The sequence below is a fragment of the Sphingopyxis panaciterrae genome, from assembly GCF_011762125.1.
Lineage (GTDB): Bacteria > Pseudomonadota > Alphaproteobacteria > Sphingomonadales > Sphingomonadaceae > Sphingopyxis > Sphingopyxis panaciterrae.
Genome location: NZ_JAASQN010000005.1, coordinates 238,275 through 262,389, shown reverse-complemented (window position 1 = coordinate 262,389; position 24,115 = coordinate 238,275). Strand labels below are relative to the sequence as shown.

Genomic DNA, 24,115 nt, shown 5'->3' with positions numbered 1-24,115 from the left:
AGCCCAAGTATGCTGTTCGCTAGAAAATCAATCAAAATATTGATTTTATTGTGAAGTTATGGATTTTCAGGTCGACCACTAACCTGCCGTTAACCATGCTTGCTGGCAAAGGCTGAACAGGTCCTCGGCAAAAGGGGCCGTGAATGGGGTGGGATTTCCATTCGACTTTCGACGTCAGTTCGAATTCAAGGGACCAAATCATATGCGCAACTTTGGAATGAAGCGCGCCCTTCTGGGTGCCGCGATCGCTGTTCTCGCCATGAACGCCTCGGCGGCGCAGGCGGCGACGGCCACGGGTACGGCAAAGGCCAGGATCCTGCGCCAGATCACGCTCACCAACACCAGCGACCTGCAGTTCGCGACGATCATCAGCGGTGCAACTGCCTCGACCGTCGCGGTGTCGACCGCCGGTGCCGCGACCTGCGGTTCGGGGCTGACCTGCACCGGCACGACGACCGCCGCCAATTTCGACATTCAGGGTACCAGCGGTGCCGTGGTCCTCGTCGGCGGCGATTCGAGTGTCACGCTCAACGGCTCACTCGGCGGCAACATGACCGCGGCACTGAGCTATTCGGCGACCAACGTCACGCTGTCGGCGACTGGCGGCAGTTTCAAGGTCGGCGGAACGCTCAGCGTCGGCGCCAACCAGGCGTCGGGCGATTATTCGGGCACGTTCAACGTGACCGCCAACTACCAGTAATTCCATCGGATTGGGGGGCGGCGAAGTCCAAGAGGCTTTGCCGTATGGAAAAAGGGTCGCCGGACGCAGGTTCGGTGGCCCTTTTTCATGTGCGTGCGGCAGGCATAGTTAGCAAAATATCAACCATGTTGATGCAGGGAGGAAGCGGACCAACGGTGCGGTGGGACTGCGCCGGATAACGATTGTGGGGATCGTGACGATGCGCTTTCTGAAGGGCTTCGGCCTGTTTCTTGCGGCTGCGTGCAGCGCCGCGGCTTTCACTCCTGCCATCGCTGCGGGCGATTTGCTCGTCGCGCCGACGCGGCTCGTCCTCGACGGGTCGCGCGGGACCGAGGTGGTGCTCAACAATATCGGCGCCGAGCCTGCGACCTATCGCATCAGCCTCGAGATCAAGCGGATGACCGCTGCGGGCGGGCTCGACGAAATTGCCGAAGCCGATGCGACCGACGCCGAAAAGGCGGCGCTGGCGATGATCGCCTTCAGCCCGCGCCGCGTCACCTTGCCGCCGAACCAGCCGCAGGTGATTCGCGTCGGGGTGCGCGTTCCCGAAGGCACGCCGGCGGGCGAATATCGCGCGCATATGCTGTTCCGCGCGGTGCCCGATGCGGCGCCCGCGGTTGCCGATGCGGCGAAACCGGCCGCCGAAGGCGTGTCGATCGCGCTGACGCCGATCTATGGCATCACCATTCCCGTCATCGTGCGCGTCGGCGACCTGGGCGCCGAGGCGGTGATTGGCGACGCGTGGGTCAGCGAAACGCGCGACGGCCCGGCTTTCGAATTCGACCTGACGCGCAGTGGCAACCGATCGGTCTATGGCGATATCGAAGTGACGCGGCCCGGGGTTGCCGAGCCGTTGCTGCTCGCGCGCGGTATCGCGGTCTATCCCGAGGTCGGCGCGCGCAGGGTATCGCTGCGCGTTCCGCCCGAACTTGCGGCGAAGCTCAAGGGGCCGGTGCATATCCGTTACAGCGAGGACCGCGAAATCGGCGGCGGGACGATCGACGCGGCCGACCGGGTGGTGAAATAGGGCAGGCACAACGCGGCGCGGGCGCGAGCGTGCTTCGCGGGCTTCTTCTTCGATCGAAGGCGGGGGTTGCGGCCGTGCTGGCGCTGGCGGGACTATGCCCTTCCGGCGCCCATGCGCTTGATAGCAAGCCGGTATCGCTGGCGGCCGATGGCTGGACGCCGAACGAGGACGACAGCTGGCTGTTCGATCTCCGGTCGGGTCAGTACCGACTTGGCGACGGCGTGCGCGGCTATCAAACCCCGCAGGGGGTGTGTATCGATCTGGGCGACATGGTGCTGGCGCTCGACCTCGCGGTGCGCGTCGACAAGAAGTTGCGCCGCGCAACGGGCTGGGTGTTCGACGAGCGGCGCAGCCTGACCATCGACCGCGAGGCGGGCGAAGTGCGCGTCGGCAGCGTCAGCACGAAACTCGCCGCGACGACGATCCGCGATACGCCCGCGGGCTGGTGCATCGATCTGGACAGCCTGAATCAATGGCTCGGCGTGCCGATTGCGGCGGATCTTTCGAACGCGGTGCTGCGCATCGATGCGAAGGAAAAACTGCCGTTCCAGCTCGCCGCCGAACGGCGCGCGCGGGCAGCGGGGATCCGTCCGCAGGCATCGTTCGACCTCGCGAGCCTGCCGCAGGCGACGCGGCCTTATCAGATGTGGGCGACCCCGTCGGTCGATGTCGTTGCTTCGGCGGGGTTCGTTGCCGACAAGCGCGGCGGTAATTATGTCCAGGCGCGCTATGAGGTTTTCGCGGCGGGCGAATTGCTCGGGCAGAGTTTCGACGCGCGGCTGTCGTCGGACAATGCGGGGGAGCCCGACAGTTTGCGGATGCGGCTGTATCGCACCGACCCGACCGGGCAATTGCTCGGGCCGCTGAAGGCGACGCTTTATGCGGTGGGCGACGTCAGCCTGCTGTCGACGGGGCTGGTCGCGCAGTCGGCGCCGGGGCGCGGCGCGGTGCTGACCAATCGCCCGGTCGAGCGTCCCGATGCCTTCGACAAGACCAGCTTTCGCGGCGACCTGCCTGCCGGCTGGGACGCCGAACTCTATCGCAACGGGCAATTGCTGGCCTTTACGAACCCGAACGGCGACGGCCGCTACGAATTTCTCGACGTGCCGCTGCAATATGGCGCGAACCGGTTCGAGATCGTGATGTACGGGCCGCAGGGACAGATACGGCGCGAAATCCGGCAGGTGCAGGTCGGCATGGATTCGATCCCGCCGCGCGAGACCTGGTATTGGGCCGGCGTCGCGCAGGAAAATGCCGACCTGATCGAGTTCGGGAACCGGCGGCAGACCTGGCAGCGCGGCTGGCGCGGGACGTTGGGGATCGAACGCGGGCTCGATACACGCACCTCCGCCGCCGCCTATTTTCACAGCCTGATGATCGAGAATGTCCGGCGCAACTATGGCGAAGTCGCGCTGCGCCGTTCGATCGGGCCGACCCTGCTCGAAGTCGCGGGCAGTTATGCCGAAGCTTCCGGGGGAAGAGGCGGTGCCGCGGCGGTCCGTGCGAGCTGGCTCGCGGCGTTCGGCGAGACCTATCTCCGCGCCGACGCGATGCGCGGCTGGGGCGGTTTTGTTTCTGACCGTTTCATAAATAATATCAATGGCCTGTACCAGATATCGGTCGACCAGTCGGTCAAGCTCGGGCGGACGGTACTGCCGCTCCACCTCGATCTCGCGAAGACCGATCGCATCTCGGGGATCTCCACGCTCGAAGCTTCGGCGCGCGCGTCGGCGAGCTTTCGCGCGCTGACCTTTACCGGTCAGCTCGACTGGACGCGCACCAAAGTGCCCATCGGTCCCGATCCGCCCGACAATCTGACCGCCAGCCTGCTGGCCAATGCCCGCATCGGGCGCGTGCGGCTCAGGGGCGAGGCGCGCTTCGCCCTGTCGGGCGATAACGCCGATTCGCGGATGGCGATGATCGCCGAATGGGCCGGGAAGGGCGATGGCGAGTGGCGCGCCGAACTCGGCTACGACCGCGGGCTCGGCCGGGCGCGCGGCGGCATCGGTTATACGCGGCGATTCGACAGGCTGCAGTTGACCGGCTTCGGCGAAGTGGCGAGCGACGGATCGGTTGCGGCGTCGCTGTCGCTCGCCTTCAGTTTCGGACCGCGTGCGGCGGGCGGCGGCTGGCGCCTGTCGAGTGAGAAGCTCGGCGGCCGCGGTCAGGTCGTCGCCGACGTGTGGATGGATGATAATGGCGACGGCATCCGCCAGCCCGGCGAGGCGGCGATGCCGGGCGTCCAGTTGACCGCGGGCACCGCTTTCGTCGACGCGGCGACGGGCCAGGATGGGAGCGCGGCGATCGACGGGCTCGAACCCTTCCGTCCGGTGATGATCGGCATCGATGCCGGCAGCCTGCCCGACCCTTATGTCCAGCCCGCGCTCCCCGGCGTCGTCGTAACCCCGCGCCCCGGTGTAGCGACACGCGTCCAGTTGCCGATGACCGCCGCGGGCGAGATCGAAGGCGTGATGATGCGCGACGGCGGCACCGCGATCGAAGGGCTCGGGCTCGAACTCGTCGACGCGGAAGGCCGGGTGCGCGCGACGACCCTGACCGAATTCGACGGATATTTCCTTTTCGAAAGTGTGGCTTACGGGCGCTACACGGTGCGGTTCGCCAAGGCGTCGGCCGCGGTACTGCGGCTCGACCCCACCTTTACGCTGACCGCGGTGCCGGGCAAGGCCAGCCCGCGCGTGCGGCTCGGGACGCTGGCGCTGAAGCCTTTGCGCCGCGCTGCCGCCGCGCAGGAGGATGACGCCGAAGGTGGCAACAGTGCGCGCGGGCCGCCGGGGGATGAAGGGGAGTAAGGGCGGGTAGGTCTGACGTCAGCCGTTAGCCGACATCCGCATTCCCACGCCAACCCAGGGAGGCGATGTCGCGGTTCGCCTATCCCAGCCGCGCCGCGACCTTTGCCTTCAGGTCGGTCTGCGCGCGCGGACCGACCTGCGCGATGATCTCGCACGCACATACCGCGCCCATCGTCAGGCAGTCGGCGATCGGCAGGCCCTGCGCCTGTCCCGAAAGAAAGCCGGCGGCGAAAAGGTCGCCGGCGCCGGTGGTATCGACGACGGTGTCGACCGGCTCGGCGGCAACTTCGGTGCGTACGCCGCCTTCGATCGCCAATGCCCCGTGCGCGCCGCGCGTGACGACGAGCAACGGCACCTGCGCCGCGACGCTCGCGACCGCCGCCTCGAAATCACCGGTTTCGGCGAGCGCCTGAATCTCGACCTCGTTTGCGAACAGGATGTCGAACAGGCCTTCGGCGATCAGCTGGCGGAAATCGTCGCCGTGGCGGTCGATGATGAAGGCGTCGGACAGGGTGAAGGCGACCTTGCGTCCGGCCGCGCGCGATACGTCGATCGCCCGGCGCATCGCTGCACGCGATAGCGGCGGATCCCACAAATAGCCTTCGAGATAGAGGATGTCCGATGCCGCGATCCATTCCTCGTCGATCATCGACTGTTCGAGCAGATGGCTCGCGCCGAGGAAGGTGTTCATCGTCCGCTGCCCGTCGGGGGTGACGAGGATCAGGCAGCGCGCCGTCGGCGCGCCTTCCTTCAGCGCCGGGGTTTCATAGGCGACGCCGAGCGCGCGCAGGTCGTGCGTGAAGACATGGCCAAGCTGATCGTCGGCGACCTGGCCGATAAAGCTGCAACGCTGGCCGAGCACGGCCATCCCCGCGAGGGTATTCGCCGCCGAACCGCCCGACATTTCGACCGCGGGGCCCATTGCGGCATAGAGGCGCTCGGCCTCTGCGGCGTCGATCAGGCGCATCGAGCCTTTGCTCAGCCCCTCGGCCTCGATCAGGCTATCGTCGGCGCGAGCGATAACATCGACGATCGCATTGCCGATGGCGATGACATCGAAACGGGCGGTGGAGGCCATGAGATTTCCAATGATGTAAGGGGAAGATTGCCGCGCGCTTTAAGCGGCAAGGCAGGCAAAGGCAAGCGCGGGCCCGGGTTGTTCTTCGGTGGGGAGTGTGGCCTTGGGGCGGGGAGCAGTCGTTCGGCCTGCCTACCGGGGTACACGACGGGAACGTCCACTTCCGGCCGTTTCCCGTCCTCTCCCTCGTCATCCCGGGCTTGACCCGGGATCCCGCTTTTTTGAAGTCATCTGCTGTTTTCGAGGTCAAGCGGGACCCCGGGTCAAGTCCGGGGTGACGATGAGGGGAACGGCAACTTCCGGCCGAAAGCCGCCATGGAAAAAGGGGCGCCGCTGCCGGCACCCCTTCCCCCTTTTTTCCGGTGTGACGGTCAGAATTTGACCGTGCCGGTGACGAAGACCTGGCGCGGATTGCCATAGAAGGCGGTCTGCACGCCCTCGAGCCCGAGGGTCGAGCCGCCGGCGGCGTTCTGATAATTATAGCCCGACGTGATATATTGCTTGTCGGTCAGATTCTTGCCGTGGACGCCGATCGAATAATCGCCGCTGTCGGCGGTCCAGACGATGCTGGCGTCCCACAGCACATAACCGGGCTGGTCGAGCGCCGGGATCGGCACCTCGAACTGGTGCGTCAGGCTGCGATAGGTGAGGCCGGTCGACACGTCGATATTGCCGCCCATCGCCGGAACGCCCGCGGCGATCGAGCCCATGACCGTCCATTTGGGCGTGTTCTGGAAGGTCCGTTGATCGGCGACGTCGGCCGGCGGATTGCCGGCGATGAAGCTCTTATATTTGGCATCGATGTAGCCGAGAGCGCCATTGAAGCGGATGGTTGAGCCTGCACCGGCGAAGTCACGTGCGAGGATCGCATTGACCTCGGCCTCGATTCCTTGCAGCCGCGCCTTGCCCGCGTTGGTCGTTATCCCGCAGAAGGTCGGAAGACCAAGAGCATCGACGCAGGCCGAAGACCCCGGAATCTGGACATTCTTATAGTCCATGTAGAAGCCGGCGAGGCTCAGCGTCAGGCGGCGATCGAGCAGCGACCCTTTGTAGCCGATTTCATAGCTGTCGACCTTTTCGGGCTCGAATGAAAGATAGTCGTAAATATCCTGATAGGTGCGGCCGGCCAACGGATCACTGATCGGCGCCGATGCGCCCGATCCGCGCGGATCGAAGCCGCCGCCCTTGAAGCCCTTCGAATAGGAGGCGTAGATCATATTGTCGGCGTTGGGCTTGAAGCTTAGCGAAGCGCGGGGGGTGAATTCCTTGAAGGTGCGGTCGCCATGGAAGTCGGTGGCCACTGCCGTCGTGATCGGCGGCACCGTACCGCCGAATTCGGGCGACAGGCCGGATATCCGCGTTGCCTTGTAAACAAAGGCCTTGCGCTTGTCGTTCGTGTAGCGGCCACCGACCGACAGGCTGAGCTGGTCGGTGAAGTCGAAGGTGAAGTCGCCGAACACCGACCAGGTGTTGGTCCGCACATCGCCGGCGGTATAGCCGTTGAGGCCGGGGAAACCGATCGCGGTCCCCGTCAGCCCGAGCAGCACGTCGAACGAGGTCGCGGCCTTGGCGTCGAGATAATAGAAGCCGACCAGCCCGTGCAGCCGGTCGCTTTCATAGAGCAGCTGGAATTCCTGGCTGAGCTGTTCGTTGCGATAGACCGCGGGCACGTCGACATCGACCGCGGGGAGCACATCGAAATCGATCGGCGTATAGCTGGTGTCCTTGCGCCACGCGCTGATCGACCGCAGCGTCAGATTGTCGCTGAGTTCGGCCGACACGTTCATCGCGAGGCCATAGGCCTTCACATCCTGCTTCGGGTCGTTGAGCCCGGCGCGGGTGTCGTAGACATCGTCGAGGACGGGCGCGCCCGACACCAGCCCCGGGATCAGGCGGTGGCCATTGCGCGGATCCGACTTGTCACGCGTATAGTCGCCCGAGATGCGGATCAGCACCGGTGCGCCATTGCCGCCGAGCTCGATGGTGCCGCGGCCGGCCCACACGTCCTTGTTGTAGTTTTCGAGCCCCGGGATGGTCAGATTGTCGCCGAAGCCGCCGCGCGACAGCCGCGCAACCGAGCCGCCGACGCGGAAGGTATCGCTGATCGGTGCGCTCGCGGTGACGACCAGGTCGGCCTGATTATAGGTGCCATAGGTGCCGCGGACGCGCAGCTCGGGCGAATCGGGGTTGAGCGCGCGGGTCACATATTTGACTGCGCCGCCGATCGTGTTGCGGCCATAGAGCGTACCCTGCGGGCCGCGCAGCACCTCGATCCGTTCGACGTCGTAGATGTCGAGGACGGCGCCCTGCGGCCGGTTCAGATAGACGTCGTCGAGATAGAGGCCGACCCCTGCTTCGAAACCTGGGACCGGATCCTGCTGGCCGACGCCGCGGATGAAGGCGGTCAGCGTCGAATTGGTACCGCGCGAATTTTCGAGCGTCGTGTTCGGCGCCATATTGGCGATGTCGGTGATGTCGATCGCACCGGCCTTGGACAGCGCGTCGCCCGAAATGGCGGTGACCGCGATCGGCACGTCGATCAGCCGTTCGTCGCGGCGGCGCGCGGTGACGATGATCTCGTCGCCGCCCTCGGCGCTCGCGCCGTCATCCTGGGCGAAGGCGGCGGGGGCGAAAGCGAGCATCGGGATCGCGCTCGTGGCGAGGACGGCGCGGCGCAGGCCGCGGGCGAAAGGACGCATGAAAACTCTCCCATGTGCGGGTGACCCCTGCCACCCCTTCTTTTATCGAGCCCGGACTTGCCAAGCTGCGTCCCAGCCAATAATGAAACATGAACCAAGTTTCAACTTGGAATGCGCAATAGGCGTTTTTTGCTTGCCAGTGGTGCGGAAAAGCCACGATGGCGGTGTGGGCGAACGGACGGGGAAGGACCGGGGCAGCATGGATCGGCCGCAAGGGATGACAGATGAGGCCGCCGGCGAGGCGGGAAATCCGGACAAGACCCCGCGCACCGAGCGTGGGCGCCGGACGCTCCGCAAGCTGCTCGACGCGGCGGCGATCGAATTTGGCGAGCGCGGCTTTCACGAAGCGTCGATCAGCGCGATCACGCGCCGCGCCGGCACCGCGCTCGGCAGCTTCTATACCTATTTCGATTCGAAGGATGAAATCTTCCAGGCGCTCGTCCGCTATATGAGCGAGCAATTGCGCGATCATGTCACCCCGGCGGTGCAGGCGGCACCCGACGAAATCAGCGCCGAGCGCGTCGGGCTGCTATCCTTTCTGGGCTTCGTGCGCGAGCATAAGGAAATCTACCGGATCATCGACGAGGCCGAATTCGTCGATTACGCCAGCTATCGCCGCCATTATGAAACGACGGTCGAGCGGATGCGCCAGCGGCTCGAGGCGGGCGCGGCGCGGGGCGAGATCCGCGCGGACGCGAGCGAGGTCCATGCCTGGGCGATCGCGGGAATGAACGTGTTTCTCGGCATGCGTTACGGGCTGTGGGACGAAAAGGCCGACATCGACGAAGTTGCGCGCGTCGCGAACGATCTGCTGGCGAACGGGCTGGCGAAGAAGGATTAGTCCGTCGCCCCGCGCAGGCAGGGGCGACGGATAAGTTACCGGCGCGAAATCAGGAAGATCGCATGTTCGGCGCGCCAGCTTGCAGCGGCGTCGCTCGTCGGCTTGTCGCCCGACAGATACCAGGCACTTTCGACCGCGATCCCCTTTTCGCGGAGCAGGTCGCGAAAGTCGCTGACCGTCACATGGTGGATATTCGGGGTCGCGTACCAGGCCACCGGAATCAGCCGCGTCACCGGCATGCGCCCGCCCCACAAGAGCGCGAGCCGGATGCGCCAATGCGCGAAATTGGGGAAGCTGACGAAGGCGCGCGGCGCGATGCGCAGCAACTCGTCGACGACGCGGTCGGGGCGCTCGGTCGTCTGCAGCGTCTGCGAGAGGATCGCATAGTCGAAGGCGTCGTCGGGATAGTCGGCGAGGTCGCGGTTGCAGTCGCCCTGGACCACCGACTGGCCGCGCGCGATCGCCGCGGTGACGTTCGCGGGATCGATTTCCAGCCCGCGCGCATCGACGCCCTTGCCCTTCAGCGCCGCCATCAGCTCGCCGTCGCCGCAACCGACGTCGAGCGCGCGCGACCCCGCCGGCACCGCGCCGGCGATGATCGCGAGGTCGGGGCGCAGCGCCATCGTCAGCGCCCCGCCGACAGCGCGCCGGCGACGAGCCGGTCGAGCGCGGGAACGTCGAGAAGGAAGCTGTCGTGGCCGAACGGCGCCGACAGCTCGACAAAGCTCGCCGCGGCGCCGACGCTTTGCAGCGCCTGCACGATGCGGCGCGACTCGGCGGTCGGATAGAGCCAGTCGGTGTCGAAACTGACGAGCGTGAAGCGCACGTCCTTCGCCCCCACGAACGCCCCCGCGAGCCGTCCGTCGTGCGCGTCGGCGAGGTCGAAATAATCCATCGCGCGCGTAATGTAGAGATAGGCGTTGGCGTCGAAGCGGTCGGTGAAGGCGAGCCCCTGGTGCCGCAAATAGGATTCGATCTGGAAATCGGCGTCGAAACCGAAGCTCTTGATGTCGCGCGCCTGCAGCCGGCGGCCGAATTTCTCGGTCAGCCCCGCTTCGGACAAATAGGTGATGTGCGCCGCCATGCGCGCGACCGCTAGCCCCTTGGCCGGCGCGCGAGTGCTGCCATAATATTGGCCGTCCTGCCAGTCGGGGTCGGCCATGATCGCCTGGCGGCCGACCTCGTGGAACGCGATGTTCTGCGCCGAATGCCGCGCCGCGCTGGCGATCACGATCGCCGAACCGAGCCGCTCGGGATAATGCGCCGTCCAGGCGAGCGCCTGCATCCCGCCCATCGACCCGCCGACCACCGCGTGGAGACGGTCGATGCCAAGGTGATCGAGCAGCATCGCCTGCGCGCGCACCATGTCGCCGATCGTGATCACCGGGAAATGCATGCCGAGCGGCGCGCCGCTCGCCGCATCGGGCGAGGCGGGGCCGCTCGACCCCATGCAACTGCCGAGCACATTGGCGCAGAGGATGAAATAGCGGTCGGTGTCGATCGGTTTGCCTGGCCCGACCATCCGCGCCCACCATCCGGGCTTGCCCGTTGCGGGATGGTCGCTCGCGACATATTGGTCGCCGGTCAGCGCGTGGCAGATCAGCACCGCGTTCGACCGGTCGGCCGCAAGCGTGCCATAGCTTTCATAGGCGATCGTCACCGCAGGCAGCCGTTGCCCGCTGTCGAGCGGCAGCGGCGCGGGGATCGTCACGCTCTGATGCCGGATCTGGTGGAGCATGCTCGCCATCGTGCGGCGGGGCTAAGCGGGTGGAGGGGGGCTGTCAACGATGGACGGCGGTGCGTTGGTTGGCGAGGTTGCGTATAGATTTGTTTCACGCGAAGGCGCGAAGGCGCGAAGAGGGCGTGTGTGCCGCGAAGCGGCCTTTTTCTGCATGATTGCAGTGGTCGCATCGTGGATAAGGATCGGGGCCTTCGGCCCAATATTCTTCGCGTCTTCGCGTCTTCGCGTGAACCATTTTTCCTTCGATCTTTTCGTGCAAATTTGCTTCAACAAACTGGACTCAGGCGACACGCACGCTAAACGCCCCGGCATGACCGACACGACCCGCACATTGCAGCCCAAGCCGTGGATCAGCGGCATCGCCCCCTATGTTCCCGGCAAGTCGGCGGGCGCCGACGGTCGGCCGCTAATCAAGCTCAGCGCGAATGAAAACCCGCTCGGCACGGGCGAAAAGGCGCGCGAAGCCTTTCGCGCGTCGCAGGCGGGCGCCGATGCGCTGTCGCGTTATCCCGATCCGGGGGCGACGGGGCTGCGTGAGGCGATCGCGGCGAAATTCGGTCTCGAATCGGCGCGGATCATCTGCGGCAACGGCTCGGACGAACTGCTCCACCTCGCCGCGGGCACCTATGCGGGGCCGGGCGACGAGATATTGTATGTGCGCTACGGCTTTTCGGTCTATGAAATCGCCGCGCGCCGCGTCGGCGCGGTGCCGGTCGAGGCCGACGATCGCGATTTCGCGACCGACGTCGATGCGCTGCTCGCGGCGGTGACCGACAAGACGCGCGTCGTCTATCTCGCCAATCCGAACAATCCGACGGGCACCCTCGCGACCCGCGACGAGGTCGCCCGGCTCTATGCCGGGCTGCCCAAGGATGTGCTGTTCGTGATCGATCAGGCCTATAGCGAATATCTGTCGGACGGTGAGGATGACGGCGGGCTGGAGCTGGCGAAGAGCGAGCCGAACGTCTTCGTCACGCGTACCTTTTCGAAGATCCACGGCCTGGCGGCCGAGCGGATCGGCTGGGGATACGCCGCGGCCGAGGTGATTTCGGCGCTGCACCGCATTCGCCTGCCGTTCAACGTCACGCGCGCGGGGCAGGCGGCGGCGGTTGCCGCGCTCGGCGACGATGCGTTCGTGAACCACAGCCGCGACCATAATGCGAAGTGGCGTGCGTGGCTGGCGCAGGAGCTCGAGGGGCTTGGCAACCATGGCGTCCGCGTCGTGCCGTCGGCGTGCAATTTCCTGCTCGTGCTGTTCGAAGGCGATGTCAGCGCCGAGACGGTGTATGAGCGGGTGATGGAGGCGGGCTATATCGTTCGCTGGCTGCCCGGGCAGGGGATTCCGCAGGCGCTGCGCATGACGATCGGGACCGAGGAAGAAACGCGCGGGCTCGCCGCCGCGGTCCGCGCGGCGCTGGCCGGCTGATGGGGATCGAACGCGTCACGATCGTCGGACTGGGGCTGATCGGCTCGTCGATCGCACGCGCGGTCAAGGCGCGGCTGCCCGGGGTGACGGCGGTGGGTTACGACGCCAGCGAGGCGGTCCGCGACACCGCGCGCGAACTTGGCCTTTGCGACACGATCGCCGGCGATGCCGCCGCGGCGGTCGCCGATGCCGACCTGGTGATTTTCGCGGTGCCCGTCGGCGGCATGGCCGACGCCGCGCGCGCCGCCGCGCCGGGGCTGAAGGCGGGGGTGATCGTTTCCGACGTCGGCTCGTCGAAGGCCGGAGTCGGCGCCGCGCTGCGCGCCGCGCTGCCCGGGCATCTCGTCATCCCAGCGCATCCGGTGGCGGGGACCGAGAACAGCGGCCCGGCAGCGGGTTTCGCGAGTCTGTTCGACGGGCGCTGGTGTATCGTGACCCCCGGCGCCGACGCGCCCGGGGATGCCGTCGCGGCGCTCATCGCCTTCTGGCAGGCGCTCGGCGCAAAGGTCGAGACGATGGACGCCGCGCACCACGACATGGTGCTCGCGGTGACCAGCCATTTGCCGCACCTCATCGCCTATACGATCGTCGGCACCGCAAGCGAACTCGAAGAGGTCACCGAGAGCGAGGTGATCAAATATTCGGCGGGCGGTTTCCGCGACTTCACGCGCATCGCGGCGAGCGATCCGGTGATGTGGCGCGATGTCTTCCTGGCCAACAAGGATGCGGTGCTCGCGACATTGCAGCGTTTCAACGAGGATCTGACCGTCCTCCAGCAGGCGATCCGCCGCGGCGACGCCGACAAGCTCGAGGACTGGTTCACGCGGACGCGCGCGATCCGCCGTTCGATCATCGAGCAGGGGCAGGATGATGCTGCCCCTGACTTCGGGCGGAAACATTAAAAACGACCGTCGCCCCCGCGCAGGCGGGAGCCGCTGGCAGACTTGCTCAGCGATGCCGCGTAAACCGATAACGGCCCCCGCCTGCGCGGGGGCGACGGCTTTTATTCCACGTGATCTCTCAGCAGCGCTTCGGGCGGGTTCAGTGCATTGATCGCGCGCCAGACGCGCTCTTCGGCTTCCTCGCGCGGCAGTCCGGCGGGGATCGTTTCGCCAACCTTGTAGGTGATCGTACCTGACCATTTGACCCAGCGCCGCGGCGGATAGGCGATGCCGCTGTTCACCGCGACCGGGATCACCGGCACGCCGAGCAGGCGGTAGATGCCGGCAAAGCCCGAACGCAGCGGCGGTGCCATCCCGTGCGGAATGCGCGTGCCTTCGGCGAACAGCACCAGCGGCCGGTCTTTTGCAAGCGCGGCCTTGGCGGCGCCGAGCATCGCGCGCATCGCCTTGCCGCCGCCGTCGCGGTCGACGGGGATCAGGCCATAGAAGCGCGCGGCCTGGCCCCAGACGGGGATGTTGAACAGCTGTTCTTTCGCGAACACCGCAGGATGCCTGAACAGCCCCGGCTGTTCGATCGTCTCGAACGCGCCTTCATGCTTGAAGACATAGAGGACGGGAATGTCGGGCATCTCGCCCTCGACGACGATCTTGTGGCCGAGCACGAAGCGGCAGATCAGCCGGTGGAACTGCGCCCAGATACGCACGAACCAGATCGTCGCCTTGTGCGAGACCGGCAGCGATATCACCGCGCCGATGGAACTGAAGCTGCTTATCAGCACGAACAGCAGCCAGAACAGGATCGAGCGGAAAAGGGCGATGGTGTAACGCATCGGCGCGCGTTTACAGTCCCAGAAGCCCGCCCGCCAGTCCCGCGAGATATTTATGATATTCGCGAAACAGGGTGGCGAAATTGGGCTGGCTGCGCACCGCGTCGGGCAGGATCGCGACCTTGTCGCCGACCGCGCGGCCGATTTCATATTCGGCGCGGCGCATGTGCCAGTCGGTGGTGATCAGCCGGATGCTCTTATATTTGCGGCGTTGGGCCCAGGTCGCCACCTCGGTCGCGTTCGACCGCGTATCCTCCGCCTCGAACCCCAGCGCGATGCAACAGTCGAACAGCGTCTGTGGCCGTTTATATTCGGCGGCGAGTTCCTTCGGTTTCACCTCGCGCGCGACGCCGCTGATCAGCAAGCGCTTGGCATCGCCCGCCTCGAGCCGCTCAAGCGCGCGGTCGATGCGCCCGGGGCCGCCGGTCAGCACGACGATCGCGTCGGTCTTTTGCGATCCCGCGGGCAGCGGCAGCAGCAGCGCAAACCATGCAAAGCCGAGCACCCAGACAAGGAAAATAACGGAAATCAGGCGCTTGATCATAAAATCTTCTTGAGCGCGGCGAGCAGCGTCTGGCGCGCCGTCAGGGCTGCAAGCGCGATAGCCAATAGCGGCAGGGCCAGCAAGAGCGCCCAGCCTGTCGGGCCGAGCGAAGCGGTCGCGGCGAGCCCCGATGTCACACCCGACCATTGCCAGCCGATCAGCAGCAGGATCGCCGCCGCGACAACGCTGCCGAGCGCGATGCCGTAAGCGGTGTCGATCGCGATGCGGCGCTGGAACAGCCGGGTGATCTGGCGGTCGGTGGCGCCGATCAGGTGCAGCATCTCGATCGTCGCATAATGGGTGCCGAGCGCGGCGCGTGCGGTCATGATCACCACAGCGGCGCTTGCCAGCGTCATCAGCACCACCAGCGCGCCCGCGACCCACGCGAGCGAGCGGATGAGCTGCGCAACGGGCCCCAGCCATTCGGCGTGCGGAATGATGCGCGCACCGGGCGCTTCTTCGGCGACCAGCGTCCGCAGCGCCTGCATGTGCCCGGCGCGGTCCTCGCCGACGAAATCGATATCGACGAGCGCGGGCAGGGGAAGCGATTTGAGTACCGGGTCGTCGCCCCCGCCGCCCTCTTCGCTGCCGAACCATTGGCCGAGCGTCGCCCGCAATTCCTGCTGATCGACGCTGCGCGCCGAGCGGACGAACGACTGGGCGGCGGCGCGGCGGCGCAGTGCCGCGGCCTGCTCGGCGCGGACGACCGGGTTGGCGGTGACGATCTGCACCGTCACCCGCCCGGCGATCGCGGCGCCGATGGCGTTCGCCGACCGCGCGAGCCCCACGCCGGCCGCTGCGGCGAGCAAGGTCAGCATCATCAAGATCGCGATGACCCACGGGGTTGGCCCCGACAATCGATGGTCGGGAAGCAGGCGGCGATGCTGGACGGGGACGCGCGGAATGATCATCGGCTCATCACGCTCTATATCCGGTTCGCCGGGGGATAGCGCAGCGCCCCGGTCGGGTCGGCGAGCCGCCCCTTTTCGAGCCGCATCATCTGCGCATTGTCGATCCGGCTGATCAGGTGGACGTCGTGGGTCGCGACGACGACCGTGGTGCCGAGCCGGTTCAGCGCCTCGAACAACCCCAGCAGCCGCATCGCCATTTCGGGATCGACGTTACCCGTCGGTTCGTCGGCGATGAGCAATTGCGGGCGCGCGATCACCGCGCGCGCGATCGCGACGCGTTGCTGCTCGCCGCCCGACAGCGTCGCCGGGCGCGCCTCGGCACGCTCGTCAAGCCCGATCCAGCTCAGCATCTCGCCGACCGGTCCCGACAGATCCTCTTCGCTCACCCCCGCGATGCGCAGCGGCAGCGCGATATTGTCGCGCGCCGACAAATGCGAGATCAGGCGGAAATCCTGGAAGACGACGCCGATGCGGCGGCGAAAGCCGGGCAGGCGGTGACGCGGCATCGCCACCAGATCCTCGCCGAACAGCCGCACGATGCCGCGGCTCGGCCGCTGCGCGAGATAGAGCATCTTGAGCAGCGACGTCTTGCCCGCCCCCGATGGACCGGTCAGGAAATAAAAGCTGCCCGGCTGCAGGTTGAAGCTGATGTCGGCGAGGACTTCGGCATCGGGGCCATAGCGCAGCCCGACGCCGTTGAATTCGACCATCGCGCCGCCGGGGCGTGGGCTCAGCGCATCCGTCATGGCGTCACGCATGCGCGCGGTCGCGCGCTCATCGGGTTCCGGGACGGGGGCGCGGCGGCGCTCATGCGCTGCCTGTTACACGGCAGCCGGGCGACGTAAAGCGGCGAGTGAGGCCGATGTCGCGACGCGGCGCTTGCAACGCCGCGAATCAGCGTGTTTAGAGGAACCCCATGATCCTCGCCTGTCCGTCCTGCCATACGCGTTACGTCGTTCCCGATACGGCGATCGGACCCAATGGCCGCACCGTGCGCTGCGCCAATTGCCGTCACAGCTGGTTTCAGGAGCCTGCCGCCGCCGCGACGGTGGCGCCGCCGGTTTCGAACGCCCCGCCGCCGTCCGGCGTGCCGGTGGCGGAGGCCGCGCGCGTACCTGCCCCTGCTGTGCCGGCCCCTGCGGTGCCTGCGCCTGTCGTGCCGGCCGCCGCGGTACCGCCTGCTGCGCCTTCGCCTGTTGCGCCGGCATCCCCCGCCGAACCGCCGCCGTCACCCTCGCCCCCGCCCGAGGCTTTTGCCGCTGCGGCGCGCGAACCCGCGCCGCGGCCGGCCCCGGTGGCGGCCGCAAGCGATGCGCCGCTTCCCTTCCGCCGTCCGCGTCGCAATCCGGCGAAGCGCTGGACGCTCATCGCCGCTTGCGCCGCAGTGCTGATGGTCGCCGCGACCGGTGCGCTCTACTGGTTCGGATTGCCGAGCTGGGCGCAGGGACTGGGCATCGCGGGTATGGCGGACGAACCCGATCTCGTCATCGAACTGCCGCCGAACCAGGATCATCGCGAGCTGGCCGACGGCACCATCTATTTCGCCGCGTCCGGGGTGATCATCAACCCGACCGACCGCGAACAGCGTGTCCCGCCGATCCTCGCCGAGCTGCGTGATGCGCAGGGAACGATCGTCTACAGCTGGACGATCAAGCCGCCCGTGCGGATGCTGCCGCCCAATGAAAAGGTCAATTTCAGCGAGGCAAAGCTCGACATCCCGCGCCGTGCGACGCAGCTGACGGTCAGCTGGGCGCTGCCGAAAGGCTGAAAACCAAGGGGTTAGCCTGACGTCACGGTGTCACAGGCTGAGCGCGGCGGCAAGCGATAGCAGGAAGCTGGTCAGCGTCGCGACGATGATCGGTGCGAAGCTGCGCCATCCCTGATCGAGCAGCAGGTGGAGCCGCGCTTTCATCGCGGTCGCGACGATCGCCAGCAGCAACAGCGCCTGCGCCCCGGTCGCTGCCGCGCCCTGCACCGGCTTGGGAATCGCGACCAGCGAGTTGACCGCCGCGATGGCCAGGAAGCCGACAATGAACCAGGGCAGGCGCAGCGGGATGCGCATCGCGCCGGCTTCGCCGCCGCGGCTGAGCCACAGCGCGACCAGCATCAGCATCGGGGCGAGCAGCGCGACCCGCGTCAGCTTGACGATCGTCGCGACCTCGCCCGCTGGCGCCGAAAAAGAAAAGCCGCCGCCGATCGCCTGCGCGACGTCATGAATCGACGCGCCGATCAGGAAACCCGCCTGCGCATCGGTCAGCCCCAACTGCGCCGCGAGCACCGGATAGAGCGTCATCGCCAGCGCGCTCGCCACCGTAATGCCGACCAGGGTCAGCGTGAAGCGTGCCTGGTCGACGCGCTTGTCGCCGATCAGCGAATAAAGCGCGAGCGCCGCCGACGCACCGCAGATCGCGGTCGCGCCGCCCGCGAGCAGCGCTGCGTGGCGATCCTGCGCAAACAGCCGCGCACTCGTGACGGTGACGATAATCACCGCGAGCATGATGCCGACCAGCAGCACGAAAGGCAGCGGCCCCAGCTCGGCGAGCTGCTGCGCGGTGATCCGCGCGCCGACGAGGACGATGCCGACGCGCAGCGCGGTCTGCGACATCAGGTCGAGCCCGGCGTGGGTGCGCGTATCCTGCGACAAAAAGCTGAGGGCCAGCCCGATGAGCAGTCCCATCAGCACGATCGGCGCGGCATAATGGTCGGCGAGCCACGCTGCAGCGAGCGCCGCGATCGCAGTGGCGAGCACGCCGGGCAGATAGTCGCGCCACCGGTGGCGTGCCGGCGGATGCGCCTCGAGTTGCATCTCGCCATAGAGATCGGCCGCCATCGGCCAGCTTTGGTCGGATATCTTCACGCGCGCTCCCGGTCTGCCTCTCGACCTCATCCCGATGCGCGGCTTCGCACATCGTCGGCCCATGGTCGATAGACCATTGCTGGCGCGCCATTGGCTTGCTAGAGGCCGCGCTCTACCGGCACCCGTAGCTCAGCTGGATAGAGCGCTGCCCTCCGAAGGCAGAGGCCAGGGGTTCGAATCCCTTCGGGTGCGCCATTTTTCGTTATATTTCAAATATTTGATAGGTCTCCGGATAGGGGTGCTAACGCTCGGATTTTGCCAAGTAAGCATCTTGTTCGTTGTGCAAGCCCGCTAAGCGCTGAATTCGTCCCTTTGCTGATCGAATCGAAGCGCTGGTCTATAATTTCAATGCCTTAGCAGTTTTCTGAAGGCTTTCGGGATCGGCTCCTGCCTTCTTCGAAAATGCTCCCAAACACACCGACTGTTGCCAAGCATGCTCGCCGATTGCTTGAGCTGCGCATGCTCGGAAATGGCAGCTTTGCGCCCGATGTCGGTCGGTTAAGCGGCCGCAGCCGTCGCGGGTTGAGCTTTGGGTTTCCGCTTAGCTTTGGTTGTTGCCGATGCTGGCTTAGCGATCCATGCGAATGCGCACTTGTAACCAAGCGCCTTCAGTTCGTTGGCGGCCTGCCGGAAGATCACAAGGCTGAAGAACGGAAGGCGGTTCGTGCCTGCGCTGACACCCGCCCGCAGCGATCTGCTCGAAGATGTCTGAGGTCAGCGACGCCCAGAGATTTTCGCTATCGGCAAAACTCCAAGCATTGAGCTCGACCTGGAGCACGCCGGCGACGCGGCGCGTTTCAGGATCGTCGTCATTTCGGCCCGCCCGGATAAGATCCTGCTCTTCGCGCGTCTGCTCTGTGATTTCTCGGCGAAGGGCGGCGAGCAGCGTCGATTTGCCCGACCCCCGGCCCATCCTTGCGACTTGGGTCGAGAAACAAGGCTGCAAGAAGGTCGACTGCCGTGACGAGCGGCGGGCTATCAGCTCCTTCTGTATGTGCTCGGCCGATGGCGCGGTTCAGTGCTCGCCGTAAGTCGGTGTTAATATAAAAGGAGCGCTCGCCCCACTGGATTGCGATAAGCTCACTGGCGGCCATCATTCGTTCGATCGCGACAGCGAATTTGGAGCGTCGCCGATACACGGCAAGATGAACGGCGCGCTGATCAGCGGCGTTGCCGGGATCAACATCCCGCTCGGGGCCGCCTTCGTGGGGGGCGAGGGTAATGCCACCAAGGGGTTCGGCGACATCGACTGGGAATATGGCGTCAAGGGCCGCCTCGGCGGGCTATCAATGGGTCAACGGCAAACGCGGGTTCGGCGACCAGAAGGACTGGATCTACGGGCTGGGCGTCGAGGTCGGTCCCAAGGATATCGGCCTTGGCGGTGTCACCAGCAACAGCGGCGTCCGTCTCCGGCTCCAGATGAACACCTATGACTTCGACAGCCTCCGTCCGATGGCCGGCGTCATCGTCCACTTCTGATCCTGTCAGCAAAGGATAATATCATGGGCATCGTCATTCTTCTCGTCGTCGGTGGCATCATCGGCTGGCTTGCCAGCATCGTCATGCGGACCGACGGGCAACAGGGCATCGTCCTGAACATCATCGTCGGCATCGTCGGCGCGCTGATCCTGCTGGCGATCGTCAACCTGGTCCGGAGAAACTCGGTTCGTTGATGATGGCGGCGGTGCAGGCAGGCCAAGACCGTGCCGACCGCCGCTGCCCGAGGCAACCGTATGTCGAGCTAGGGATTGTAGAATTGTCGCGTTTCGCGAAAGGAGAGGCTCATGACCAAAGTGTCAACATCGTCCCCCGCTGCCGAAAATTCCCTTCAGGATCATCCGCCAGGTATCGGTGCGCCCGACATCGAGAACTCAAGTGGTAACGGTGGTGAGCTTCATCAGAATGTCGCGAAGGGTGCGGCCGGCGACGGTGCCCATTTGACCGACAATTTCGGCCATCGCATCTCGGATAATCAGAATTCGCTCCGCGCTGGCCATCGTGGTCCGACCTTGATCGAGGACTTCGTCCTTCGCGAGAAAATCTTCCATTTCGACCATGAGCGTATTCCCGAGCGCATCGTCCACGCGCGCGGATCGGGCGCACATGGCGTGTTCGAATGTACCAAGGCGATCCCCGGCCTTACCAAGGCGTCGATCTTCCAGAAGGAAGGCGCGAGCTGCCCTGTGTTCGTTCGCTTTTCGACCGTCGCCGGTGGCGCGGGGTCGGTCGACACCCCGCGCGATGTGCGCGGTTTTGCGGTCAAGCTATATACCGACAGCGGCAACTGGGACCTCGTCGGCAACAATATCCCGGTCTTTTTCATCCAGGACGGGATGAAATTCCCTGACCTCGTCCACAGCGTCAAGATGGAGGCCGATCGGGGCTATCCACAGGCGGCGAGCGCGCACGACACCTTCTGGGACTTCATCGGCCTGATGCCCGAGTCCATGCACATGATCATGTGGGCGATGTCCGACCGCGCGATCCCGCGCAGCTTCCGGATGATCGAGGGCTTTGGCGTCCACACCTTCCGCTTCGTCAACGAAAAGGGCGACGGCAAATTCGTCAAATTCCACTGGAAGCCGGTATTGGGCATCCAGTCGACGACATGGGACGAGGCGGTCAAGATCGCCGGCGCGGACCCCGACTTCCTCCGCCGTGACCTGTTCGAGGCGATCGACGCGGGCGATTTCCCGGCGTGGGACCTCGGCGTGCAGCTGTTCGACGAAGCATTCGCGGCGGAGCAGCCCTATGACGTGCTCGATGCGACCAAGCTGATCCCCGAGGAGGATATTCCGGTCGAGATCATCGGGCGCATGACGCTCAACCGCAACGTCGACAATTTCTTTGCCGAGACCGAGCAAGCCGCTTTCCTGCCGACCAACATCATCCCCGGTATCGATTTCACCAACGATCCGCTGCTGCAGGGTCGGCTCTTTTCCTATCTCGACACGCAGAAGTCGCGGCTGGGGACGACCAACTTCCACCAGATTCCGATCAACGCGCCGAAATGCCCGTTCCATAATTTCCAGCGCGACGGGATGATGCAGACGCTGGTTCCGACAGGACGCGCGAACTATGAGCCCAACAGCCTTGCCGAGGCGGGCGAGAATGGCGGTCCGCGCGCGAGCGTCGCGACGGGATTCGCGACCTTCACCGCCAACGACGAGCGCAACGACCCCGGCCAGAAGCTGCGCATCCGCGCCGAGCTGTTCGCCGATCATTTCAGTCAGGCGCGAATGTTCTATCGGTCGCAGACCGAGAATGAGCAGGCGCATATCGCCTCGGCGCTGGTGTTCGAGCTGTCGAAGGTGGGGCTTGACCATGTCCGCGCCCGCGTTGTCGGACAGTTGCGTAATATCGACGAAGACCTCGCGAAGCGCGTCGCCGAAGGTCTCGCGATCGAGCTGCCCGCCAAGGAAAAGGCCGCGCGCGCGCCGGTCGATCTCAGCCCCTCCGACGCGCTGTCGATCCAGAAGAACGCCGACGACATGATGGAGGGCCGCAAGGTGGCGATCCTCTTTGCCGAGGGGTCGGACAAGGCGGCGATCGACAAGCTGAAAGGCGACATCGAAGGCGCCGGCGGCACCGCCTTCCTCGTGGCGCCAAAGGTTGGCGGTATCAAGGTCAAGGGTGGCACACTCAAGGCCGATGGCCAGCTCGCGGGCTCGCCCTCGGTGCTGTTCGATGCGGTCGCTTCGGTACTGACGGACGAACAGGCCGCCAAACTCGCGAGCGACGGCGCCGCGGTGCAGTGGTTCATGGATGCCTTCGGTCATTGCAAGACCATCGCGCACGACGAGGCCACCAAGCTGCTTCTGGGCAAGGCGAATATCGAACCCGACGATGGTGTGGTGCCGCTCGACCAGTTCACCGGGACCGGTACGCGACGCCATTGGGCGCGCGAGCCCAAAGTCCGCGATCTGGCGTAAGGGAGAAGGCCAATGGCAACCCGGACGAAAAGCAAGCCCGCCGCGACGGCGAAATCCGCAAAAAAGGCGAAACGGGACGCCGTGGCGGAGGCGAAGGCGCTGGCACCCGATATCGCGGCCCGCATCGGCGGTACGCCGGCGACGACGTTCCGCGGCGATCCCGACATCTTCGGCCGGCTGGTCGAGGATCACGACCGGCACCGCGCGCTGTTCGCGATGATCGAGGAAACCCAGGGCAAGTCGCCCGAACGGCAAAAGCTGTTTCGCGAGCTGGCGCTCGACGTGCAGGCGCATGCCGCGGCTGAGGAACAGGCGCTGTGGTCGACGGTGCTGCGCAACCCCGCGACGACGGACTTCGCTCGCCACGCCATCGCCGAGCATAAGGAGATCGACGAGCTGTTTGCCGATCTTGCCGCGCGCGACATGGGATCGTCGGGCTGGCTCAAGCGGTTCGCCTCGGCGAAGGAGGAATATCTCCACCACATCCGCGAGGAAGAACAGGAACAGTTTGTCGCCGCGGAGAAAAATCTCGGCGCGGGCGACGTGCGCTACATGCGAAAAATATTCAATCGGCGCAAGAAGGCGGAGAAGTCGGCCGCGAAGATCGAAAAGAAGATCAAGCTGAAAGACTAGGCTCGCGCCGAACGACATCATCTGCCGGGCATTTCATGGAACGGGCGCTATTTTCAGGACGTGACCCCGATGACGCGGTGCATCTCTCGCGAGCGGCAGCTTTCCTCATAGCGGTTCCCGGGAGCGGTCATTCTCAATCGGCCAGATCTGTCAACTAACGCGCTGCCGATCGAATATCCGATTTCGGGTTCGCTCACTCGCGGGCACGCTTGACGCATCTGAATCCGATATGACCAGTTGAACTGTCCACCGCCTCCGGATGTCGGGCGGCGGGGCGGTAGCGCTGGCAATAATTAGCTGCGCACAAATATGATCCACCCTTCAAAACCTTGCGGCCGATACGAATGTCGGGCTGATCCGGATCATAGCTATGCCGCAGATGCACGCCACGCGGATTGTCTATCGTGCAGCAGGGTTTTTTGCCTTTTGCCTCCGTGGCGGCACGTTCTGACCACCAGTCCTGCGTCCATTCCCAGACGTTCCCGATCATGTCGTACAGGCCGAAACCGTTGGCAGGAAAACTGCCGACCGGCGAGGTTCCTTCCCAGCCGTCGAGGCACTGATTGGCGAAAGGGAACAGGCCTTGCCAATAGTTTGCGAGCATCGCTCCGCCCGGCGCGAGTTCGTCGCCCCACGCATAGTCGGCACCGTCGAGGCCGCCGCGCGCGGCATATTCCCATTCCGCCTCGGTAGGGAGCGCCTTGCCGGCCCAATCGGCATAAGCTGCGGCATCGGCATAGGCGATGTGGACGACGGGATGATCTTCCCGCCCCTCTATCGCGCTGTGGGGGCCGGCGGGGTGGCGCCAGTCGGCGCCGAATTCGAAGCGCCACCAATTGCCGGGATTGCCAAGATCGACGGGGCGATCGGCTTTGTGAAAAACGAGCGAGCCGGGGCGATCCATGCCGGGCAGCAATCCGGGATAATGCTTCGGGTCGGGAGGAATTTCCGCGACGGTGACATAGCCGGTCGCGTCGACGAAATGCGCGAAGGCGGCGTTGGTGACGGGGGTGGAGTCGATCCAGAAGGGATCGACTCGCACTTCGCGGAGCGGTGCTTCCTCGGGGTAGAAGTGCTTCGATCCCATGGTGAACGCACCACCCGGAACGAAGCGCATGTCGCGAGGTGAGTCGGCGGAACCGATCGCTTCGGCCACCTGCCTTATCTCTTCCATTTGATTTGCATCC

Annotated in this window: 21 protein-coding genes, 1 tRNA gene and 1 pseudogene; 12 read left to right on the top strand and 11 right to left on the bottom strand. The window is 65.5% G+C overall.

What is annotated here, in order from left to right; all coding sequences use genetic code 11:
- Positions 1 to 202: 202 nt before the first annotated feature.
- The 3 genes from FHR22_RS17510 (at position 203) to FHR22_RS17500 (ending at position 4,537) form a co-directional block, all read left to right on the top strand.
- Positions 203 to 700, top strand: coding sequence for a DUF4402 domain-containing protein (locus tag FHR22_RS17510; protein WP_166944972.1), 498 nt, complete (start codon positions 203 to 205; stop codon positions 698 to 700).
- A 199-nt stretch (positions 701 to 899) separates the two neighbouring features.
- Positions 900 to 1,727, top strand: coding sequence for a fimbrial biogenesis chaperone (locus FHR22_RS17505; RefSeq protein ID WP_166944971.1), 828 nt, complete (start codon positions 900 to 902; stop codon positions 1,725 to 1,727).
- Positions 1,728 to 1,756: 29 nt separating this feature from the next.
- Positions 1,757 to 4,537 carry a carboxypeptidase regulatory-like domain-containing protein gene (locus FHR22_RS17500; protein ID WP_166944970.1) on the top strand — a complete coding sequence of 927 codons (2,781 nt, stop codon included), beginning with the start codon at positions 1,757 to 1,759 and terminating at the stop codon, positions 4,535 to 4,537.
- A 79-nt stretch (positions 4,538 to 4,616) separates the two neighbouring features.
- Here FHR22_RS17500 and FHR22_RS17495 read toward each other — a convergent pair whose 3' ends face one another.
- Both FHR22_RS17495 and FHR22_RS17490 read right to left on the bottom strand, forming a co-directional pair.
- Complete coding sequence (locus tag FHR22_RS17495; RefSeq protein ID WP_166944969.1) at positions 4,617 to 5,615, bottom strand: adenosine kinase; 999 nt, start codon at positions 5,613 to 5,615, stop codon at positions 4,617 to 4,619.
- Between the two features lie 371 nt (positions 5,616 to 5,986).
- Positions 5,987 to 8,314, bottom strand: a complete 2,328-nt coding sequence (locus FHR22_RS17490) for a TonB-dependent receptor (protein WP_166944968.1) — start codon at positions 8,312 to 8,314, stop codon at positions 5,987 to 5,989.
- Positions 8,315 to 8,531: 217 nt separating this feature from the next.
- Between FHR22_RS17490 and FHR22_RS17485 the strand changes: the two genes are divergently transcribed.
- A complete protein-coding gene (locus tag FHR22_RS17485; RefSeq protein WP_166944967.1) occupies positions 8,532 to 9,155 on the top strand; it encodes a TetR/AcrR family transcriptional regulator in 624 nt (207 codons plus the stop codon).
- 35 nt (positions 9,156 to 9,190) lie between these two features.
- Here the strand turns inward: FHR22_RS17485 and metW are convergent, their stop codons facing one another.
- Positions 9,191 to 9,778 (bottom strand): methionine biosynthesis protein MetW, encoded by a 588-nt coding sequence (gene metW, locus FHR22_RS17480; protein WP_166944966.1) that lies wholly within the window; start codon positions 9,776 to 9,778, stop codon positions 9,191 to 9,193.
- A 2-nt stretch (positions 9,779 to 9,780) separates the two neighbouring features.
- Positions 9,781 to 10,902 carry a homoserine O-acetyltransferase MetX gene (gene metX / locus FHR22_RS17475; RefSeq protein WP_166944965.1) on the bottom strand — a complete coding sequence of 374 codons (1,122 nt, stop codon included), beginning with the start codon at positions 10,900 to 10,902 and terminating at the stop codon, positions 9,781 to 9,783.
- Positions 10,903 to 11,206: 304 nt separating this feature from the next.
- On the opposite strand from metX, the gene hisC reads away from it, so the two are divergent.
- Both hisC and FHR22_RS17465 read left to right on the top strand, forming a co-directional pair.
- Positions 11,207 to 12,322, top strand: a complete 1,116-nt coding sequence (gene hisC / locus FHR22_RS17470; protein ID WP_166944964.1) for a histidinol-phosphate transaminase — start codon at positions 11,207 to 11,209, stop codon at positions 12,320 to 12,322.
- Positions 12,322 to 13,224: a prephenate/arogenate dehydrogenase family protein gene (locus FHR22_RS17465; protein ID WP_208417778.1), complete on the top strand. Its 903-nt coding sequence runs from the start codon at positions 12,322 to 12,324 to the stop codon at positions 13,222 to 13,224. Before hisC ends, FHR22_RS17465 begins: the two co-directional genes overlap by 1 nt.
- Positions 13,225 to 13,325: 101 nt before the next feature.
- On the opposite strand, the gene FHR22_RS17460 is transcribed toward FHR22_RS17465, so the two are convergent.
- Genes FHR22_RS17460 through ftsE form a run of 4 tightly spaced genes read right to left on the bottom strand, consistent with a single transcriptional unit; the run spans position 13,326 to position 16,252 of the window.
- The gene (locus tag FHR22_RS17460; RefSeq protein WP_166944963.1) at positions 13,326 to 14,054 is read right to left on the bottom strand and encodes a lysophospholipid acyltransferase family protein; all 729 of its coding nucleotides are present in this window, start codon (positions 14,052 to 14,054) and stop codon (positions 13,326 to 13,328) included.
- 10 nt (positions 14,055 to 14,064) lie between these two features.
- Positions 14,065 to 14,595 carry a YdcF family protein gene (locus FHR22_RS17455; RefSeq protein ID WP_166944962.1) on the bottom strand — a complete coding sequence of 177 codons (531 nt, stop codon included), beginning with the start codon at positions 14,593 to 14,595 and terminating at the stop codon, positions 14,065 to 14,067.
- Positions 14,592 to 15,506: a cell division protein FtsX gene (locus FHR22_RS17450; RefSeq protein WP_166944961.1), complete on the bottom strand. Its 915-nt coding sequence runs from the start codon at positions 15,504 to 15,506 to the stop codon at positions 14,592 to 14,594. Before FHR22_RS17450 ends, FHR22_RS17455 begins: the two co-directional genes overlap by 4 nt.
- Before the next feature lie 14 nt (positions 15,507 to 15,520).
- Positions 15,521 to 16,252 (bottom strand): cell division ATP-binding protein FtsE, encoded by a 732-nt coding sequence (gene ftsE / locus FHR22_RS17445; RefSeq protein WP_208417777.1) that lies wholly within the window; start codon positions 16,250 to 16,252, stop codon positions 15,521 to 15,523.
- A gap of 170 nt (positions 16,253 to 16,422) precedes the next feature.
- On the opposite strand from ftsE, the gene FHR22_RS17440 reads away from it, so the two are divergent.
- On the top strand, positions 16,423 to 17,274 hold the full coding sequence (locus tag FHR22_RS17440) for a zinc-ribbon domain-containing protein (protein WP_166944960.1): 852 nt from the start codon (positions 16,423 to 16,425) through the stop codon (positions 17,272 to 17,274).
- A gap of 30 nt (positions 17,275 to 17,304) precedes the next feature.
- Here the strand turns inward: FHR22_RS17440 and FHR22_RS17435 are convergent, their stop codons facing one another.
- Positions 17,305 to 18,363 carry a putative sulfate exporter family transporter gene (locus tag FHR22_RS17435; RefSeq protein WP_166944959.1) on the bottom strand — a complete coding sequence of 353 codons (1,059 nt, stop codon included), beginning with the start codon at positions 18,361 to 18,363 and terminating at the stop codon, positions 17,305 to 17,307.
- Between the two features lie 118 nt (positions 18,364 to 18,481).
- Between FHR22_RS17435 and FHR22_RS17430 the strand changes: the two genes are divergently transcribed.
- Positions 18,482 to 18,558: transfer RNA gene (locus tag FHR22_RS17430), tRNA-Arg, on the top strand.
- A gap of 373 nt (positions 18,559 to 18,931) precedes the next feature.
- On the opposite strand, the gene FHR22_RS17425 is transcribed toward FHR22_RS17430, so the two are convergent.
- Complete coding sequence (locus FHR22_RS17425) at positions 18,932 to 19,276, bottom strand: P-loop NTPase fold protein (protein ID WP_166944958.1); 345 nt, start codon at positions 19,274 to 19,276, stop codon at positions 18,932 to 18,934.
- A gap of 166 nt (positions 19,277 to 19,442) precedes the next feature.
- Between FHR22_RS17425 and FHR22_RS17420 the strand changes: the two are divergent.
- The 4 genes and pseudogenes from FHR22_RS17420 to FHR22_RS17405 form a co-directional block, all read left to right on the top strand.
- A pseudogene (locus FHR22_RS17420) lies at positions 19,443 to 19,842 on the top strand (opacity protein); the annotation flags it as partial.
- 23 nt (positions 19,843 to 19,865) lie between these two features.
- Positions 19,866 to 20,036 carry a GlsB/YeaQ/YmgE family stress response membrane protein gene (locus FHR22_RS17415; protein WP_166944957.1) on the top strand — a complete coding sequence of 57 codons (171 nt, stop codon included), beginning with the start codon at positions 19,866 to 19,868 and terminating at the stop codon, positions 20,034 to 20,036.
- A 111-nt stretch (positions 20,037 to 20,147) separates the two neighbouring features.
- Entirely contained in the window at positions 20,148 to 22,295 is a 2,148-nt protein-coding gene (locus tag FHR22_RS17410) for a catalase (protein WP_166944956.1), read from the top strand.
- 12 nt (positions 22,296 to 22,307) lie between these two features.
- Positions 22,308 to 22,928: a hemerythrin domain-containing protein gene (locus tag FHR22_RS17405; RefSeq protein WP_166944955.1), complete on the top strand. Its 621-nt coding sequence runs from the start codon at positions 22,308 to 22,310 to the stop codon at positions 22,926 to 22,928.
- Between the two features lie 193 nt (positions 22,929 to 23,121).
- On the opposite strand, the gene FHR22_RS17400 is transcribed toward FHR22_RS17405, so the two are convergent.
- Positions 23,122 to 24,045, bottom strand: a complete 924-nt coding sequence (locus FHR22_RS17400) for a formylglycine-generating enzyme family protein (RefSeq protein ID WP_166945089.1) — start codon at positions 24,043 to 24,045, stop codon at positions 23,122 to 23,124.
- Positions 24,046 to 24,115 lie beyond the last annotated feature (70 nt).

What these genes read in the sequence shown, in the direction of transcription:
- FHR22_RS17465 (WP_208417778.1), top strand. Translation starts at nt 12,322, where the DNA reads ATGGGGATCGAACGCGTCACGATCGTCGGACTGGGGCTGATCGGCTCG.
- FHR22_RS17450 (WP_166944961.1), bottom strand. Translation starts at nt 15,506, where the DNA reads ATGATCATTCCGCGCGTCCCCGTCCAGCATCGCCGCCTGCTTCCCGAC.
- ftsE (WP_208417777.1), bottom strand. Translation starts at nt 16,252, where the DNA reads ATGACGGATGCGCTGAGCCCACGCCCCGGCGGCGCGATGGTCGAATTC.
- FHR22_RS17485 (WP_166944967.1), top strand. Translation starts at nt 8,532, where the DNA reads ATGACAGATGAGGCCGCCGGCGAGGCGGGAAATCCGGACAAGACCCCG.
- FHR22_RS17440 (WP_166944960.1), top strand. Translation starts at nt 16,423, where the DNA reads ATGATCCTCGCCTGTCCGTCCTGCCATACGCGTTACGTCGTTCCCGAT.
- FHR22_RS17460 (WP_166944963.1), bottom strand. Translation starts at nt 14,054, where the DNA reads ATGCGTTACACCATCGCCCTTTTCCGCTCGATCCTGTTCTGGCTGCTG.
- FHR22_RS17410 (WP_166944956.1), top strand. Translation starts at nt 20,148, where the DNA reads ATGACCAAAGTGTCAACATCGTCCCCCGCTGCCGAAAATTCCCTTCAG.
- metW (WP_166944966.1), bottom strand. Translation starts at nt 9,778, where the DNA reads ATGGCGCTGCGCCCCGACCTCGCGATCATCGCCGGCGCGGTGCCGGCG.
- FHR22_RS17455 (WP_166944962.1), bottom strand. Translation starts at nt 14,595, where the DNA reads ATGATCAAGCGCCTGATTTCCGTTATTTTCCTTGTCTGGGTGCTCGGC.
- hisC (WP_166944964.1), top strand. Translation starts at nt 11,207, where the DNA reads ATGACCGACACGACCCGCACATTGCAGCCCAAGCCGTGGATCAGCGGC.
- FHR22_RS17400 (WP_166945089.1), bottom strand. Translation starts at nt 24,045, where the DNA reads ATGCGCTTCGTTCCGGGTGGTGCGTTCACCATGGGATCGAAGCACTTC.
- FHR22_RS17415 (WP_166944957.1), top strand. Translation starts at nt 19,866, where the DNA reads ATGGGCATCGTCATTCTTCTCGTCGTCGGTGGCATCATCGGCTGGCTT.
- FHR22_RS17505 (WP_166944971.1), top strand. Translation starts at nt 900, where the DNA reads ATGCGCTTTCTGAAGGGCTTCGGCCTGTTTCTTGCGGCTGCGTGCAGC.
- FHR22_RS17495 (WP_166944969.1), bottom strand. Translation starts at nt 5,615, where the DNA reads ATGGCCTCCACCGCCCGTTTCGATGTCATCGCCATCGGCAATGCGATC.
- FHR22_RS17425 (WP_166944958.1), bottom strand. Translation starts at nt 19,276, where the DNA reads ATGGGCCGGGGGTCGGGCAAATCGACGCTGCTCGCCGCCCTTCGCCGA.
- FHR22_RS17405 (WP_166944955.1), top strand. Translation starts at nt 22,308, where the DNA reads ATGGCAACCCGGACGAAAAGCAAGCCCGCCGCGACGGCGAAATCCGCA.
- metX (WP_166944965.1), bottom strand. Translation starts at nt 10,902, where the DNA reads ATGGCGAGCATGCTCCACCAGATCCGGCATCAGAGCGTGACGATCCCC.
- FHR22_RS17490 (WP_166944968.1), bottom strand. Translation starts at nt 8,314, where the DNA reads ATGCGTCCTTTCGCCCGCGGCCTGCGCCGCGCCGTCCTCGCCACGAGC.
- FHR22_RS17510 (WP_166944972.1), top strand. Translation starts at nt 203, where the DNA reads ATGCGCAACTTTGGAATGAAGCGCGCCCTTCTGGGTGCCGCGATCGCT.